The organism is Nostoc sp. CCY 9925 (assembly GCF_963920935.1).
GTDB lineage: Bacteria > Cyanobacteriota > Cyanobacteriia > Cyanobacteriales > Nostocaceae > Nostoc.
Genome location: NZ_CAWUDO010000013.1, coordinates 118,042 through 132,985 on the forward strand (window position 1 = coordinate 118,042; position 14,944 = coordinate 132,985).

13 protein-coding genes and 1 tRNA gene are annotated in these 14,944 nt (G+C 40.6%); 8 read left to right on the forward strand and 6 right to left on the reverse strand.

The genetic code is table 11. From position 1 onward, the window contains the following. Complete coding sequence (gene deoC, locus ACM0OY_RS09975; RefSeq protein ID WP_414568692.1) at window positions 1-681, reverse strand: deoxyribose-phosphate aldolase; 681 nt, start codon at window positions 679-681, stop codon at window positions 1-3. Window positions 682-852: 171 nt separating this feature from the next. Beyond that, window positions 853-2,031, reverse strand: a complete 1,179-nt coding sequence (locus ACM0OY_RS09980; protein WP_414568693.1) for a DNA cytosine methyltransferase — start codon at window positions 2,029-2,031, stop codon at window positions 853-855. Between the two features lie 285 nt (window positions 2,032-2,316). Here ACM0OY_RS09980 and ACM0OY_RS09985 point away from each other — a divergent pair, with 285 nt between their 5' ends. The 5 genes from ACM0OY_RS09985 to ACM0OY_RS10005 all read left to right on the forward strand — a co-directional run bounded on the left by ACM0OY_RS09985 (window position 2,317) and on the right by ACM0OY_RS10005 (window position 6,621). Continuing rightward, window positions 2,317-3,588 (forward strand): glycosyltransferase family 4 protein, encoded by a 1,272-nt coding sequence (locus tag ACM0OY_RS09985; RefSeq protein WP_414568694.1) that lies wholly within the window; start codon window positions 2,317-2,319, stop codon window positions 3,586-3,588. Between the two features lie 817 nt (window positions 3,589-4,405). Then, window positions 4,406-4,864, forward strand: coding sequence for a ribosome silencing factor (rsfS, locus tag ACM0OY_RS09990; RefSeq protein WP_414568695.1), 459 nt, complete (start codon window positions 4,406-4,408; stop codon window positions 4,862-4,864). Continuing rightward, complete coding sequence (locus ACM0OY_RS09995; protein WP_414568696.1) at window positions 4,861-5,361, forward strand: CGLD27 family protein; 501 nt, start codon at window positions 4,861-4,863, stop codon at window positions 5,359-5,361. The genes rsfS and ACM0OY_RS09995 overlap by 4 nt, the downstream gene beginning before the upstream one ends. Before the next feature lie 183 nt (window positions 5,362-5,544). Next, a complete protein-coding gene (locus ACM0OY_RS10000) occupies window positions 5,545-6,498 on the forward strand; it encodes an asparaginase (RefSeq protein ID WP_185564983.1) in 954 nt (317 codons plus the stop codon). Window positions 6,499-6,544: 46 nt separating this feature from the next. Continuing rightward, window positions 6,545-6,621: transfer RNA gene (locus tag ACM0OY_RS10005), tRNA-Met, on the forward strand. 174 nt (window positions 6,622-6,795) lie between these two features. Here ACM0OY_RS10005 and ACM0OY_RS10010 read toward each other — a convergent pair. Further along, window positions 6,796-7,287, reverse strand: a complete 492-nt coding sequence (locus tag ACM0OY_RS10010) for a hypothetical protein (protein WP_414568697.1) — start codon at window positions 7,285-7,287, stop codon at window positions 6,796-6,798. Between the two features lie 435 nt (window positions 7,288-7,722). On the opposite strand from ACM0OY_RS10010, the gene ACM0OY_RS10015 reads away from it, so the two are divergent. After that, window positions 7,723-9,180 carry a YcjF family protein gene (locus ACM0OY_RS10015; protein WP_414568698.1) on the forward strand — a complete coding sequence of 486 codons (1,458 nt, stop codon included), beginning with the start codon at window positions 7,723-7,725 and terminating at the stop codon, window positions 9,178-9,180. A 376-nt stretch (window positions 9,181-9,556) separates the two neighbouring features. Here the strand turns inward: ACM0OY_RS10015 and ACM0OY_RS10020 are convergent, their stop codons facing one another. Beyond that, window positions 9,557-10,606, reverse strand: a complete 1,050-nt coding sequence (locus ACM0OY_RS10020) for an anti-sigma factor antagonist (RefSeq protein ID WP_414568699.1) — start codon at window positions 10,604-10,606, stop codon at window positions 9,557-9,559. 182 nt (window positions 10,607-10,788) lie between these two features. On the opposite strand from ACM0OY_RS10020, the gene ACM0OY_RS10025 reads away from it, so the two are divergent. Then, window positions 10,789-11,586 carry a 7-carboxy-7-deazaguanine synthase QueE gene (locus tag ACM0OY_RS10025; protein WP_414568709.1) on the forward strand — a complete coding sequence of 266 codons (798 nt, stop codon included), beginning with the start codon at window positions 10,789-10,791 and terminating at the stop codon, window positions 11,584-11,586. Between the two features lie 246 nt (window positions 11,587-11,832). Here the strand turns inward: ACM0OY_RS10025 and ACM0OY_RS10030 are convergent, their stop codons facing one another. Then, a complete protein-coding gene (locus tag ACM0OY_RS10030; protein ID WP_414568700.1) occupies window positions 11,833-12,477 on the reverse strand; it encodes a DUF3318 domain-containing protein in 645 nt (214 codons plus the stop codon). Window positions 12,478-12,554: 77 nt separating this feature from the next. Beyond that, window positions 12,555-13,112 (reverse strand): hypothetical protein, encoded by a 558-nt coding sequence (locus tag ACM0OY_RS10035; protein WP_414568701.1) that lies wholly within the window; start codon window positions 13,110-13,112, stop codon window positions 12,555-12,557. Between the two features lie 649 nt (window positions 13,113-13,761). Here ACM0OY_RS10035 and ACM0OY_RS10040 point away from each other — a divergent pair. Beyond that, window positions 13,762-14,841 (forward strand): amino acid ABC transporter substrate-binding protein, encoded by a 1,080-nt coding sequence (locus tag ACM0OY_RS10040; protein ID WP_414568710.1) that lies wholly within the window; start codon window positions 13,762-13,764, stop codon window positions 14,839-14,841. Window positions 14,842-14,944: the final 103 nt, after the last annotated feature.

Sequence of the window (14,944 nt, forward strand, 5' to 3'; positions counted from 1 at the left end):
CTATTCACCCTTTTCCAAGTTATCGCGCTGGCGGATCAAATCGATACCGCGAGATGTCCCTAATCTAATAGCACCTGCTACGATTAAGTCTAGAGCTTGATTGATAGTACGGATACCACCTGAAGCTTTAATTCCCACCCTTTCTTTCGCTAATTCCTTCAAAAGCCTGACATCTGCTACTGTGGCACCACCATTCCAACCAGTACTGGTTTTTAAGAAACTTGCTCCTGCATCCATAGAGATTTCAGCAGCTATTTTTTTTTCCGCATCTGTCAAAAGGTTAGTTTCCAAAATTACCTTCACAGTTTGTCCAGTCTCCTCGCAAATTTCGGCAATTTCGCGATGCACTTGTTCGGTTTTGCCAGCTTTCAACCAGCCCAAGTTGATTACTACATCCAACTCAGTAGCCCCACTTTCCACTGCTTCTTGAGCCTCATACAACTTGACTGCTGAAGTCGTCGCACCAGCAGGAAAGCCAATCACTGTACAGACTTTCGGGTTCTTACCGTGGAGGAGTTCAACTGCTTGTTTGACATGGGCAGGGTACAGACAAACCGCCGCAAAATTAAATCTGTATGCTTCTTCACACCATTGCTCAACTTGCTCTGGAGTAGCCGTTGGCATTAACAGGGCGTGATCGATAAATGGCGCAATATCAATGTCTGGATAGTCTGCTGCCATCGTGTCTTCTGCCAGTGATAGATTATTAAAGTTTATAAAAAATTAAAACATTTCTTATATATATATTAAACCACATTTATTACGAGTTTATCCTGAAAATAAGCTGCCGACTTAATCTGGGATGTTAGATGTGCAGATGTTTCATAATTACTGTAAGTATTTAAGTTGACATTAAGTGCCAGTAAGGTTAGGAATATCAACAGTATTTGTCACGCCACTTACTAAGAACTGAATAATAGTTTGAGCTAACGCTTTCGATGCCAAGTATGGTACACCGTTACCAATACTTTTAAACATATTCGTCAGTGACATATTCTCTGGAAGCACAAAATTTGCAGGTAAAGATTGGATAGCTAAAGCTTCTGCTACAGAAATTCGCCGGATTTTGTAAGGATGTAAATGTACTTCATTATTTCCATAGCAAGCTGTTGGAGAATAGCGCCATCTGTGAAGACGCTTGAAAGACTTCTTAGAATCATCTCCTTCATCAACACCAGCAAACTTTTTTATCCCTGCTCTTGGTTGAAAGTAATGTTCAGCATTTAGATGCTTGATGACATTATTTTTTCTAAACCAGAATTCAACTGTTAATTCTTGAGGAATATTTTTAGGACAAGGCATAATAGAATTTTCTTGGAATAAATCGCACTTACGCCATGGGTAAGCAAAAACCTTTTTTTTATCGTATAAAATGTAATTTTTCCAGGGAAAAATATCTTCATTTAGTAATTCTTGTCTACTAATTTTTCTGCCCAGATCATTGATAAAATTATTTTGGAATCCAATCAAAATAATTCTTTCTCTATCTTGGGGAACACCATATTCAATAGAATTAATTAATCGCTCTGTTAATATATATCCTTCTTGCTGTAATCGTTGTTTTAGGGATTCAAAAAATAAACGATGTTTTTTTGTGTTCCATAAACCCTTAACATTCTCAAATAAAAAGAAATCTGGAAGATTATGACAAATTAACTCAACATAGGAAGCTGAAAGCTTGCCATTATTTCCCAAATGTCCTCTGTTTTTTCCACCAATAGAAAAATCAGGACAGGGAGGCCCGCCAATAAAGCCAACAATATCATTAAATTTACGGCAGTCTTGAACTAACTCGCAAATGTCTTGTGCTTGTGAACCTTGGGTAAGTTTACTTACGTCTCCTGCTTCGCCGTGATGATATCCGTATTTTGGTAACTCTAGATTGAGAACCTGCCGTGAATAGCGGTATGCTGCCATGAATGGGGAAAAAATTTCATTAACATAAACAATGTTAAATCCACTGGTTTCAAAACCTAAATCGAGGAAACCTGACCCAGCAAAAAAAGAGAAAATACAAGGGCGATCGCTCATTTAGTCACTATTATTGTGAAATATCAGTATTAATATCCTAAATTTTAGGGTTTTTACTTACGTACCAATCAAAAGTAAACACTTGAAAGCCTGGATTCAATAGTAAAAATTATTCACATCTACTTAAGAAGTAAATATAAAATTTTACTCAATCTTTAAGGAAAATACCTGACAGCAAAAGACTCTGAAGCCACAATTAAATATGGGAGTTTCCAAGCTCCCAGACATATTTAAGACAAGTATTGTCATTAAATAAAAAACCGGGGTACTTCAGACTAATTTTCTATGCGAATTTTAATTTACTCATACAATTACCATCCAGAACCAATTGGTATTGCCCCACTCATGACTGAATTAGCAGAGGGACTAGTGAAACGGGGACACCAAGTGCGCGTAGTTACCGCCATGCCTAACTATCCTGAGCGTCAAATTTATCAGGAATATCGGGGCAAGTGGTATCTCACCGAATACAAAAATGGCGTTGAAATCCAACGTAGTTATGTTTGGATTCGTCCACAACCGAATTTACTAGATCGAGTCTTACTAGACGCTAGTTTCGTTGTCACTAGTTTTGTACCCGCACTCATGAGTTGGCGTCCAGATGTTATTCTCTCAACCTCACCATCCCTACCAAGCTGTGTACCAGTTGCTCTTTTAGGATGGTTACGTGCTTGCCCTGTAATCTTAAATCTACAAGATATATTACCAGAAGCAGCTGTTCACGTCGGTCTACTTAAAAATAAATTGCTCATCCAGTTGTTTGCATTATTGGAAAAATTTGCTTACCGCAGTGCCAGTAAAATTAGCGTCATCGCCGATGGATTTGTGGAAAATTTGCGATCTAAGGGCGTAGAAGCTGACAAAATTGTGCAAATTCCTAACTGGGTTGATGTCAATTTTATCCGCCCCTTACCTCAAGAAAATAACCCTTTCCGCACGACGCATAACCTCAATGATAAATTTGTAGTACTTTATTCTGGTAACATTGCCCTTACTCAAGGCTTAGAAAGCGTTGTTAAAGCTGCTTCTGTGTTGCGCCACATCCCAGATATTACTTTTGTTATCGTTGGCGAGGCAAAAGGTTTACAGCGACTGCAACAGGAATGTTTAGATTGTGGTGCAGATAATGTTTTGCTACTGCCATTTCAACCCCGCAAAAATTTACCAGAAATGTTGGCAGCTGCGGATGTTGGTTTGGTGGTGCAAAAGAAAAATGTTATCTCCTTCAATATGCCATCAAAAATTCAGGTGCTACTTGCTAGCGGACGGGCTTTAGTTGCCTCTGTCCCTGATAATGGTACGGCAGCAAGAGCCATCAGGCAAAGTGGCGGCGGAATTATCGTTCCTCCAGAAGATCCCCAAGCTTTAGCAATGGCAATTTTAGACTTGTATCAAAACCCCGAAAAAGTTAAAACTCTGGGTTATAAAAGCCGCCAATATGCCGTTGAACAATATGCTTTTGAGCAAGCTTTAAATCAGTATGAGTCGTTGTGTTACTCATTAATCGCAAATCGTAGAGCAATTCACTCGACAATAGTTACGAAACAAGAAGTGTAATCTACGGCAGTGGAATTACGTTGATACAGCAGAATTCAGAAGTAAAAGAGGCTTTAGTCATAGCTTTGTAAGTTAGGATATGTACTTTACTAAACTGAAATCCGCTGTATTTGCACTTTCTGTAGAGTTGATATCAAAATCTTAATCATATAAAAGTTAATCGTATTAAATTTTACTAAATAACTTTAATACACAAGCAATTTTTTAGCTGCATTGGTATTGAATCAAAAATCCCACAGCTTCACTTCATTCTATTTAAAGCGTGGAAATATAAATTTTTTTATCTAAATATAAATATAATAACGGCGCTCAGTATCACCAAATACCAACTGGTATGTTGATGCTAATCAGACTTTTGGCAGATCGGGCATGAATACCCTCTCTTGTATCGTAAGTTTTAATAGACAGCCTAAAGTCTAGTGACCTATTGCAAAGATTTTGAGAGTTGAAAGCTGACACAAAGACGCAAAGAATTTTAAAGCCTCCAAAAATAATGCGATGAACCACCAGTTCTGTAAAGCAAAATTGGTAATACTCCCATGAAGGTGAGAACGAATCGCACCCTAATTTTTAATTCGTATGCTCAAGCTCGACGATCGTGCAATAAATTACACAACGGGCAGATGAAAATATTTCTTCCCAGTCCCTACTCTCTACTCCCCATTCCCTAATGCCTTTTTCAAGCTAGCCTCCATAGACACCTGTTTTTTTGTTAGTATTCAAAAAAACCCATTGACACATTTTCAGATCAATTGTTTGTTATTTGTTAAGTAAATGTAAACAATTGTTTCAAAAGGAAGAAAGCACCTGAGGTTTAATGACTGATTATTTCCAAGGAAATTTCCCATTACAATCTGTCCCACTGACAAAGAGTGTGCTGAGAAACCCCACCCAAATAGAAGAAGCAAGCGGAAAACTAGCCGCGACAATTGCTGAAGCTGCATCAGATCGCAAAGCTGGTGATATTTTATTGCTCAGAGTAGCAGATGTATCTTATCTAGCAGATTATTTTGTGATGATGACTGGTTATTCTAGGGTACAGGTAAGGGCGATCGCTCAAGCAATTGAAGCAAAAGTCGAAACTGAGTTGCAACGACGACCCTTGAGGACAGAAGGAAAAACCGAGGGGAGTTGGGTACTACAAGACTACGGTGAAGTGATCGTTCACATCATGATGCCCAAGGAACGCGAGTTTTATAATCTAGAAGCGTTCTGGATTCATGCAGAACGTATTTCCCTTCCAGAATCTGATGAGGGTGGGGGTAAGCCAACATGATTAGGTCTTCAGTTTCAAATTGCCCAGTTCCCACAGACCAACAACCGCTTAATGAGTACGAAGAGTTAAAAGCTTCTTGGCTGTTTCGTGATAGTACTTTACATTGGCGGGATTATCTCACGAAAATGATTTGGATTTGGGGTTTATCTTGGTTAGTTGCTGGTCCTGTAGCAGCAGCAAGCTTTCCCCCACAAAAATATATTGCCCATTTTATTGTCTGTGGTGCAGCAGGGGCAAGCATCGGCGTACTGTTGGCAGTGGTAAGGTTGTATCTAGGCTGGTTTTACGTGTGCGATCGCCTTTGCTCTCCCACAGTATTCTATGAAGAGTCAGGCTGGTACGACGGTCAAACCTGGACAAAACCACAAGAAGTCCTCAATCGTGATCGCTTGATTGTGGCATACGAAATCAAACCTATCCTACGACGGTTGCAATTTACCTTTGCTGGCTTGGCGGGAATGTTCGTTACTGGTACTATAGTTTGGCATTTGTTGTAAACCGTCATTGGTCATTAGTCATTGGTCATTAGTCATTGGTCATTGGTAATTAATAAATAAACGAAGGACGAAGGACAAAGGACAAAGCGCAAATTCTGAGCGGCGGCTTCCGGCAATTCAGAACTTTGTAACAAATGACAAATGACTAATGGCAAATAATAAAAAAGTGATAAAAATAAACCCATGACAATGGGAAAACGAACTCAAGCCACAGCACTGGAAGTCCGGTTGCTGCGTGAAGGTATCATTGAATCCAAGCATATAGTCCAGGCTGTTGTATGCGACGAACGCGGACGGGTTTTAACCGTCGCCGGAAACTCTGAAACTGCTGCATTTATTCGTTCAGCACTCAAACCATTTCAGGCACTCGCAGTCACCACCACAGGTACACTGGAACGCTATGACCTCAGCGATCGCGATTTAGCAATTATCACCAGTTCCCATAAAGGAACAATAGAGCAAGTCCGACAAGTATTTAACATCCTTTGGCGGGCGGATCTTGACCCCACTGTACTCCAGTGTCCGATTCCTGAAGGCAAACGCAGTCCTCTGGAATACAATTGCTCTGGTAAACATGCAGGGATGCTAGCTGTTTGTCAGCAACGCCATTGGCCTTTAAATAACTACTTGGAACGCAAACACCCAATACAGCAGTTGATTTTGGGCAAAGTAGCAGAATTGCTACGAATGCCAGCAGAGGAATTTATCAGCGCCCATGATGACTGTGGCGCACCGACTTATTTAATGCAACTTGGTCAAATGGCCTCTTTGTATGCCCTATTAGCCTCTAGTAGCAACTTGGATATGGAACGCATTGTCCGGGCTATGACTCATCACCCAGCAATGGTAGCAGGTGATGGAGAATTTGATACGGAACTGATGCGTTTAACTCCAGGGGAACTGGTGAGCAAATCTGGTGCTGAAGGAGTGCAATGCATTGGTAGACTTGGTGAGGGCATGGGATTAGCTATTAAAGTGATGGATGGGGCAAAACGCGCAAAACACGCCGTTGCTATTCACTTACTCCAACAAATGGGTTGGATTAGTCCTAGCGCCGCCGAAAGCCTCAGTGAAAAGTTTGTCACCTTAGGAAAATACAAGCGTTTAGAAGTAATTGGAGAATTATCGTTTTTGTAGTTGCCAAACTCTTGACTTTAAGTTAGACTAGAAAAGTCAAGAGCGACGCGGGATAGAGCAGCCTGGTAGCTCGTCGGGCTCATAACCCGAAGGTCAGTGGTTCAAATCCACTTCCCGCCACCAAATCAAAATCAAACCCTAGAATTTTAAAAGATTCTGGGGTTTTGTTTTAATTATTTTTACTTTGCAAATCGATACAAAACTTAAAGGAGACATAGCTGAACAAGCAGCTGTTCTTAATGCCTGAAAGCCTGGTTGGGGAGTTTTCAAACCGATTACGGCAAGCGCTTTTTATTCCTATTTAGATTGATTTCCTGTTTCAGTTACTTGATTTTGCTGATTTTCTATTCCAGCTTTTTTTTCTTCTAGGTTTGAGCCTAAGCCATAGGTTCTGTTTAGAAAAACAGTAACACTAGCAAGAATAAGCGCTGATGAAAATAAGCATACAGAGATCCAAGAATTTTCATCAATCTGATTATTTCTAAATAGTACGCCCTCAACAAATCTGTCTAGCTTGGACACTAAATAGCCAGAAAAGAATGTCGCTACTACTTTTCCTAATTCACCAAAAGTTTCCTTTTCAACTTTGCTAACAGGCGATGCGGCGTTCCCAAATGCCCAGCCGATTAGACCACCTAATAAGCTGATTAGCAAATTAAGCCAAACTCGCTCCGGAGCAATGTGAAACAAACAATAAAAAAGAATACTTCCAAAGAATATTGCAGTGAAATTTATTGCTGCAATGTTTAATGTATTTCGCGATAATAAAAATTCAAAAAATTTCGACATTACACGTTATGTGATATTGCCAAGTGTTTGAGTAGCTAGAATGTAGTATTTGCAAATTGCAATATACAAAACTAGTCCGCATATTTACCCAAACTGTTACAAATATATAGAAAGTTTTCGGATAACATCCCTTTTCAGATAATATCCATACTTTTTCCGTATAATGACCTGTTTGAAGGGGAAGATATAGAAAATTTTGACCTGTTTTATATCTTCCCAATAAACATATTCATTTGCCAGGGTAGCGAAATACACCTTGTTGAAGCTGAAAAAAGATAGCGCAAACCGTGTTCGGCACAATATAGGAATGCTTGAGAGTTAATTTCAGCAAAATCTATAAGTAAAGAAAATTGTGTTCGATCGCCTGTTCAACTCAAAGAAGCAGGATTTTAATCTATTCTGGAAGAAATAGCCATCCAAAAAGCGTGGTGAGTCATGGTTGTGAAGTTGCAGCGACCAATTTTAGTAGGAGGATTGGGACTGTCCTTTTCTCTGTGGATGTTACAAAGTTGGCATCATTCAATAATGCAGGTGGGTGAGTTTGGTTTATTGAGTGTCTTAGCTGTCGGTGGCGGTTTGTGGTTATTCCAAAAAAATCGTCTGAAAGCCGATTTAGAACAGCTAGATATTATGCTTGTAGATCGGGCGACTGTGGAAAGTGCGATCGCTAAAACTGAAGCTGTAATTAACCAACTGGCACAAGAAGCAGAAAACCATCAAGCATTAGGGACACTCAGGGAACAAGTTGCCCAATTGTGGTTTGAATTAGATAGGCAAGAAATTAAAGTCGCTGTCACTGGTGGAAAATCCGTCGGTAAAAGCAGTTTAATTCAAGTGCTAGAGCACAATCTAGAGGTAAAAAATTTCGTGTCTCTACAAGAGACAGCACCTTTGTTTAGAGAAGCGGGTGAAAATTCAGATGCGGCTGTTTTAGCTAAAGTGGCAAAATCTGATTTTGTACTGTTCTTGACAAACGGTGATTTGACAGATACAGAATTTCAAACTTTACAGCAGCTAAAAACAGCAAATCAGCCCACAATGCTGGTTTTTAACAAACAAGACCAGTATTTAGCCGATGAACGTGCTAGCGTCTTACTGTCATTAAAACAGCGGATGCCAGGAAATGTAGTTGCAACTGCGGCCTCTCCCATCCCCATAAAAGTCCGAAAGTATGAGGCTGATGGTTCTATGCAGGAGTGGATGGAACAACCAGCACCAGATATCCAACAGTTAAGCCACCAAGTCGGTGAAATTTTGGCACAGCAAAAACAACGGCTAGTTTGGCTAACTACCATCAGAAAAGCTGGGTTGTTGAAAACTGAGGCGAAAAACTGGCTCAATGGAATCAGATGCGATCGCGCTACCCCAATTATTGAACAATATCAGTGGATAGCTGCTGCTGCTGCCTTTGCTAACCCAGTACCAGCCCTTGATATTCTGGCAACTGCGGCCATTAATGCTCAGATGGTAATGGATTTGGGTAACATCTATCAGCAGAAATTTTCCCTAGAACAGGCGCAAACCGTAGCTGGAACAATGGGAAGTTTGATGCTGAAACTCGGTTTAGTTGAACTTTCTACTAAAGCTGTTAGTACTGTTCTCAAAAGTAATGCTGTTACCTTTATTGCTGGTGGCTTAGTGCAGGGAGTAAGTGCAGCTTATCTAACCAAAGTCGCAGGATTAAGTTTAGTTGAATATTTCCAACAACAAGAAATAGCAGTAGATTCTGGAACTAATTTGAATTTGGAGAAATTGCGAGAAACTTTGCAAAAGGTCTTTGGGCAAAATCAGCAAATTGCCTTTTTGCAGGGGTTTGTGAAGCAAGGCGTGAAGCGTTTATTACCAGAAGTACAGCAAGTTGAAGTAGTTGGTGTTCAGAAGGCGGCGGGATAATCTCACGCAGAGGATGACCGAATTTTGGATTTTGGGTTTTGGGTTTTGAATTGAATGATTCAAAATCTAGAAACTTACACCTTTAGCACTGACGCCAGAACTCTCTGAAACTCTTATTCCTCTGTGTCCTCTGCGGTTCGATTTATCTGTAGTCCTGATGTTAATTTTTTTTTACGAACCACAGAGGTGCAGAGGGCACAGAGAGAATACAGAAAGAGAAGGAAGAGATGTTTAACTGAACTATGTTGAATCTAAAATCCAAAATCTCAAATAAATAAACCTAAAAATTTACCCAAGCTCAAAATGGGCTTGGGTGTTTTTAACAATTATCGTGAGAATTGCGAGTTAGCAAAAAATTGTAAATAAGGGTAGTTAGCTAAACAGCACCACTGTTTTTGTTAAACAGAATCGCTATAGTTTTGAAAATTAGCTTTAAATCGTACACCAAACTCCAATTTTTTTGATACTGCAAATCTAGGCGAATTACATCTTCAAAACTTCGGACTGTAGACCGTCCATTTACTTGCCATTCGCCAGTCATACCGGGTTTGACATCTAAACGTTGCCACTCTGGTACTTCGTAGCGTTCCACTTCGTCAGGTGTAGGTGGTCTGGTACCGACTAAACTCATTTCTCCTTTAAGGACGTTCCAAAACTGAGGTAGTTCATCAAGACTAGTTCGCCGTAAAAAACGTCCCACTTTCGTAATTCTGGGGTCATTTTCATTCTTGAAAAATGCACCTTGCACTTGGTTTTTAACTTCGGATTTTTTTGCTTCCGCGTCCACACACATAGAGCGGAATTTCCAAATTTTAAACCGTTTTCCCATCCAACCACAGCGGGTTTGACTAAAGAAAATCGGTCCGGGATCGTTAATTTGAATAGCGATCGCAATAGGAATACACAAAACTCCTGTAATTAATAACCCAACGATTGATCCTATAATATCTAAGAACCGCTTCATCCAAGATGCCACAGAAGGATGAGTCTTAGGTAACTGCTCTACTTGACGAGAAGTTGTCCTCCGATTAGCTATTGGCTCTTGTCGTTCTATTAGCGACTCATTGTCTACAGGCTCTAGGGGAAAAACTTGATCCAATCCCGTGAGTTTTAAAACTGCCATCACTTGAGGTGTTACATTTCGCAATCTTAATGCAATACCTTTAGCTTGGGCGTATTTCAAATTACTGACCAAGGCACCTAAACCACTACTATCCATAAAAGTAGTTTGGTGAAAGTCAATGATAATTTGCTTGGGGTGGGAATTGGGTTGGATTAAGCCTTGGCAGGTTTGCTTAAAGCCTAAAGCCTCCAGCACGCTCAACCGTGTGGGCACCTGCACTATAACCGTGTCGTTTAGGGAATGAACTGGAAAATCGACCTCTGTCGGTTGGCTAGTCATGAAGCTCTGCACTTTCGTTGCCATGTATAATGTAATCTGCCAAACATTATTTTGTCCTTTGAAAATTACTTAACTGTAATCAGGACTAATTACTATTTGCTCTTTCTCAGATTGTCAATCGCCAGCGACGATTCACAATAGAACAAGAAGCTAAAAAATATTCTTGCTGTTGTGCCGACGCAATGCGATCGCGTTACTCCGATCAAATGATTGCTAAAACTACGGTTACACCTACCGCACGCCTGGTTGAGGTCTTCTCTGCCATTCAAGGGGAAGGACTGAATGTAGGGACTCGTCAGATTTTTATTCGCTTTGCTTTGTGTGATTTGCGCTGTCACTTTTGTGATAGTGCCCACACCTGGAATGCACCTGTTAGTTGCCGGATTGAGCGATCGCCCGGATTGCGCGACTTTGAAATTTACTCTAATCCTGTCCCATTACCCATATTAATCGAATGGGTCCAAAGGCAAAATCTACCTTCCTTACACGATAGCATTAGCTTAACTGGGGGCGAACCACTTCTTCATGCTCCATTTTTAACTCAGTTTCTACCCAAAGTGCGAGACATAACTGGCCTACCTATATATTTAGAAACTGGCGGACACCGCCCAGAACAACTAGCAATGATTCTCCCCTACTTAGACTCTGTAGGAATGGATTTCAAATTGCCCAGTGTTAGCGGCGAAAGTCATTGGCTAGAACATGCTAAATCTCTCCAATTATGTCACGAATCATATTTAAATGTTTTTGTCAAGATAATTGTGTCTCAAAACACAGATCCCGCCCAATTACAACGTTCAGCTTTGCTGGTGGCAGATGTCAGTCCAGATATACCAGTATTTTTACAACCTGTTACGCCATTAAAAGAGTCTGAACAATTTTCTCCCATACCTGTGCTTGCCCCTGCACCCGATCAAGTTTTGATGTGGCAAGCTTTGATGAAACAGTCTCTCAAGCAAGTACGCGTAATACCCCAGACACATAAAATGCTCAACCAACTCTAAAAGTTGCTGTCAAATCTAGGTATTACTAAAGATCTAGTTAAGGTAAAAATAAATTTATATGAAATTTTGTTTGCAAAATAAATATATTAATTTTTATTAAGCTCTTGTTGAACAATAAAGTTGCTAGCTATCAAAAAGCAGCTTGGCTCAAATCAAAAGATTTTGGATTTAGATTTTAGATTTTCAATTTACTTATTGAGATATTTTTAGGGGTGGGTATCGCCCACCCAACCTACTTTCTGGTTGCTACAGTGTGCTTTCATCCATCATTTTGGACTTAGCTTTTGCTTTATTGGCACTGCGTTTGAGGGCAGAGAGTCTTGCTTCGTATTTAGAGCGTTGACGCTTACTAGGAGTGTTATCAATCAGGGTTTTCAAGGCGCTGCCAAGACTCTTGTAGGCATTGGGGAGGGTATAACCAAAACGAGTTGCCAAGGCGATCGCTTTTTCATCAGCATTGAGCAGTTCTTTTAGTTGCTTTTCCCCATTGTTCTTTTGATACAATCGCCAGCCTGACACGCCACACAGCGCTAAAGCTAACACTAAAAGCAATCCATCTTGTACCCACAATTCGCCGACAGCACCACCTAAACCGATGGCTAGTGCTGCCATTTCCCAGCCATCTTTGGGAATTGTGTCGTTTTGAACGCGAGCAACTTCATGCCAGAACAGCAGATTACGCTGATCCATTGCGAGGGCATCCCATTTCACCAAGTCAATTTGAATTTCTACCTGGTCTTTACCAATTTCTTCGCAGCGGATCAGGGGTGGATTGACCTCAGTGGTGCCTTCTACCGTGACCCAGCTCTGCAATTCTGGCGGTAGTAAGCCTTTCAACCGCCGGAGTTCACTCATTTCCGCTTTAGCAGAGGAGGTTGCATAGGATGTCATAATATCCAGCCCCAGAAAATTTCAGTATATAGTGAGGGTATCACTTTGGAGTATAGCTATTTCAGTGATGATCCGTCTCACTCGTTGGGAAAACTTCCTCGTTTTTTTCGTGCTTCCATTGCCTTTTCCAGTAAATCTAGTAATCCTGGAGCTTCTTCTTGGATACTGAGTAATAGTCTTTCTCCAAGTTCTATATTTCCCGGATCGAGTCCTGTTACCATCACTTCTTTCAGGCGAGGGATCGCTATACCATCTACAATCTGAATTAATCCACTCAGACAACGGTGAAATTGCTTTTCTGTAAGAATTGAGTCTTCCAGAGGGAACTCAATAATGGCACGGATTTCACCATCGGATGGATCGTACTCCCATTGCAGCATTTTGGTTTCCCAGGAAATGGCAAGCATTGTCTGTAAGATAGCTGCCTTGTGAGGATGGTCTTGAATTCCCGCCAGAACTTGAGGTGCAAATACCCGGAAAAATTTTCCCTCTTCATCCAACTGAACAACTATTAGAAAATCTTCTAAGTTATCAGCTTCTACACCTGTTATAATCCGGTCTTCTTCATCATCAAAACGGTAGTCCCAACCAAGGTTATCTAAGTACTTGGCAATTTGTTTGAGGTTAGCTCCCATAAAAGCCTCATAAGGAATGGTGGAGCAGCTGTTACCAGACCTAGTTTAACCTGCTAGTGGTAGTTGTTTGAGTTAGTGTGGCTACTTATGGATGAATGGGGCGTGGGGCATAGGACATTAGACCTCCCTTGAAAATAGGGAGTAGGGAGTGGGGAGTAGGGAAAAGAAATTTTCATTGCTCCTTGTGAGTGCAACTCATGGAGCCTCTTGCAAAAAATTAGATATGGGGTATTGGAGATAGGAAAAATAGATTTTCATAGTGGCGTGTGAATATTATTTTATGAGGATCTTTTGTTGATTATTAAAGATGTGATAATTGCTTTATTACCAACTAATATGCAGTGAAAAATATAGAATTGGTATCAGTAAAATTTTAATATTATCTTCCAGATTTGATAAACAGATTGCTATCAAGTATCCTGAGAGGATTTTAAATAAAAGTGGCAACTTGAAGATAAATTGAGACAATTTTCACAAACTATCTGAAGCTTTTAATTAAAAAATAAATCACAACTTAAACTACCGGTTTTAAGCATGAATGAATATAGCCCGGAGGCTGGTAGAGTTTTATATGACAAGCAACAAATTGTTTTTAGTAAAATGATTGTAGTGAATAATACATTATTATTGTGTAGTAACTATGAAGTTTATGCATAAATCAGGTTTTATTGTAGCGATCGCCCCCCTAATCTTTGCCATTACTGCTTGTGGTGGAGGGTCAGGACAAACAACAAATACACCAAGCAGCCCAGGGGGTAATCCACCAGTAGCAGGAACTCGAAATCGTTGGGATAGTATTAAAAGCCGTGGTCAGGTAATTTGCGGTGTTAGTGGTGAAATTCCAGGGTTCAGCTTTGTGGGAACTGACGGTAAATACAGCGGTATTGATGTAGATCTTTGCAGGGCGATCGCAGCTGCTATCTTTGACAAACCAGATGCAGTAGAATTTCGCAATCTCAATACCAAAGAGCGGTTTACAGCCTTACAGACTGGGGAAGTAGACGTTCTCAGCCGTAATACTACCTGGACTCTGAGTCGTGATACCTCAGTTGGTCTAGAATTTGCACCTGTGGTCTTTTACGACGGACAAAGCATCATGGTTCGCAAAAATAGCAATATTAAATCCCTAGCAGATTTGAAAGATAAAGCTATTTGTGTTCAAACTGGCACTACTACCGAACAGAACTTAGCAGACCAAATGCGAAAAAGAGGCATCACTTATAAACCTATTGTCTTTGAAGACGTTAATGTTACCTTTGCCACCTATGCTCAAGGACGTTGCGACGGCATCACAGCCGATCGTTCCGCATTGGTTTCTCGGCGTACAACCCTACCCAAACCAGAAGACAATGTGATTCTTGAAGAAGTGATTTCTTCAGAACCCCTCGCACCAGCAGTCGCTAAAGGAGACACCAGGCTGGGTGATGCCCTCAAGTGGGTGGTTTATTCTTTGGTAAAAGCTGAAGAGTTGGGCATTACTTCCCAGAATGTAGGTCAGTTAGCCACTAGTAACGACCCAGATATTAAGCGCTTTTTAGGAACAGAAGGCAACCTCGGTGAAGGACTCGGCTTGACAAACGACTTTGCAGCACGAGTAATTAAGCACGTCGGCAACTATGCTGAGATTTACGATCGCAATCTCGGTTCCAAAACAAAACTTAATCTCACTCGCGGTCAAAATCAACTCTGGAATAAAGGCGGACTGCTTTATTCTCCGCCGTTTCGGTAGGAGTGGGGACTGGGGACTTGGTAATGGGTAAAGTTTGAATTATCAATCCCCAATGACTAATGACTAATGACTAATGACTAATGACTAATGACTAATGACTAAT

Coding starts and splice junctions, on each gene's coding strand:
- deoC (WP_414568692.1), bottom strand. CDS start 681: ATGGCAGCAGACTATCCAGACATTGATATTGCGCCATTTATCGATCAC.
- ACM0OY_RS09985 (WP_414568694.1), top strand. CDS start 2,317: ATGCGAATTTTAATTTACTCATACAATTACCATCCAGAACCAATTGGT.
- ACM0OY_RS10010 (WP_414568697.1), bottom strand. CDS start 7,287: ATGTCGAAATTTTTTGAATTTTTATTATCGCGAAATACATTAAACATT.
- ACM0OY_RS10040 (WP_414568710.1), top strand. CDS start 13,762: ATGCATAAATCAGGTTTTATTGTAGCGATCGCCCCCCTAATCTTTGCC.
- ACM0OY_RS10025 (WP_414568709.1), top strand. CDS start 10,789: ATGATTGCTAAAACTACGGTTACACCTACCGCACGCCTGGTTGAGGTC.
- ACM0OY_RS10030 (WP_414568700.1), bottom strand. CDS start 12,477: ATGACATCCTATGCAACCTCCTCTGCTAAAGCGGAAATGAGTGAACTC.
- ACM0OY_RS10035 (WP_414568701.1), bottom strand. CDS start 13,112: ATGGGAGCTAACCTCAAACAAATTGCCAAGTACTTAGATAACCTTGGT.
- ACM0OY_RS09980 (WP_414568693.1), bottom strand. CDS start 2,031: ATGAGCGATCGCCCTTGTATTTTCTCTTTTTTTGCTGGGTCAGGTTTC.
- ACM0OY_RS10000 (WP_185564983.1), top strand. CDS start 5,545: ATGACAATGGGAAAACGAACTCAAGCCACAGCACTGGAAGTCCGGTTG.
- ACM0OY_RS09995 (WP_414568696.1), top strand. CDS start 4,861: ATGATTAGGTCTTCAGTTTCAAATTGCCCAGTTCCCACAGACCAACAA.
- rsfS (WP_414568695.1), top strand. CDS start 4,406: ATGACTGATTATTTCCAAGGAAATTTCCCATTACAATCTGTCCCACTG.
- ACM0OY_RS10015 (WP_414568698.1), top strand. CDS start 7,723: ATGGTTGTGAAGTTGCAGCGACCAATTTTAGTAGGAGGATTGGGACTG.
- ACM0OY_RS10020 (WP_414568699.1), bottom strand. CDS start 10,606: ATGGCAACGAAAGTGCAGAGCTTCATGACTAGCCAACCGACAGAGGTC.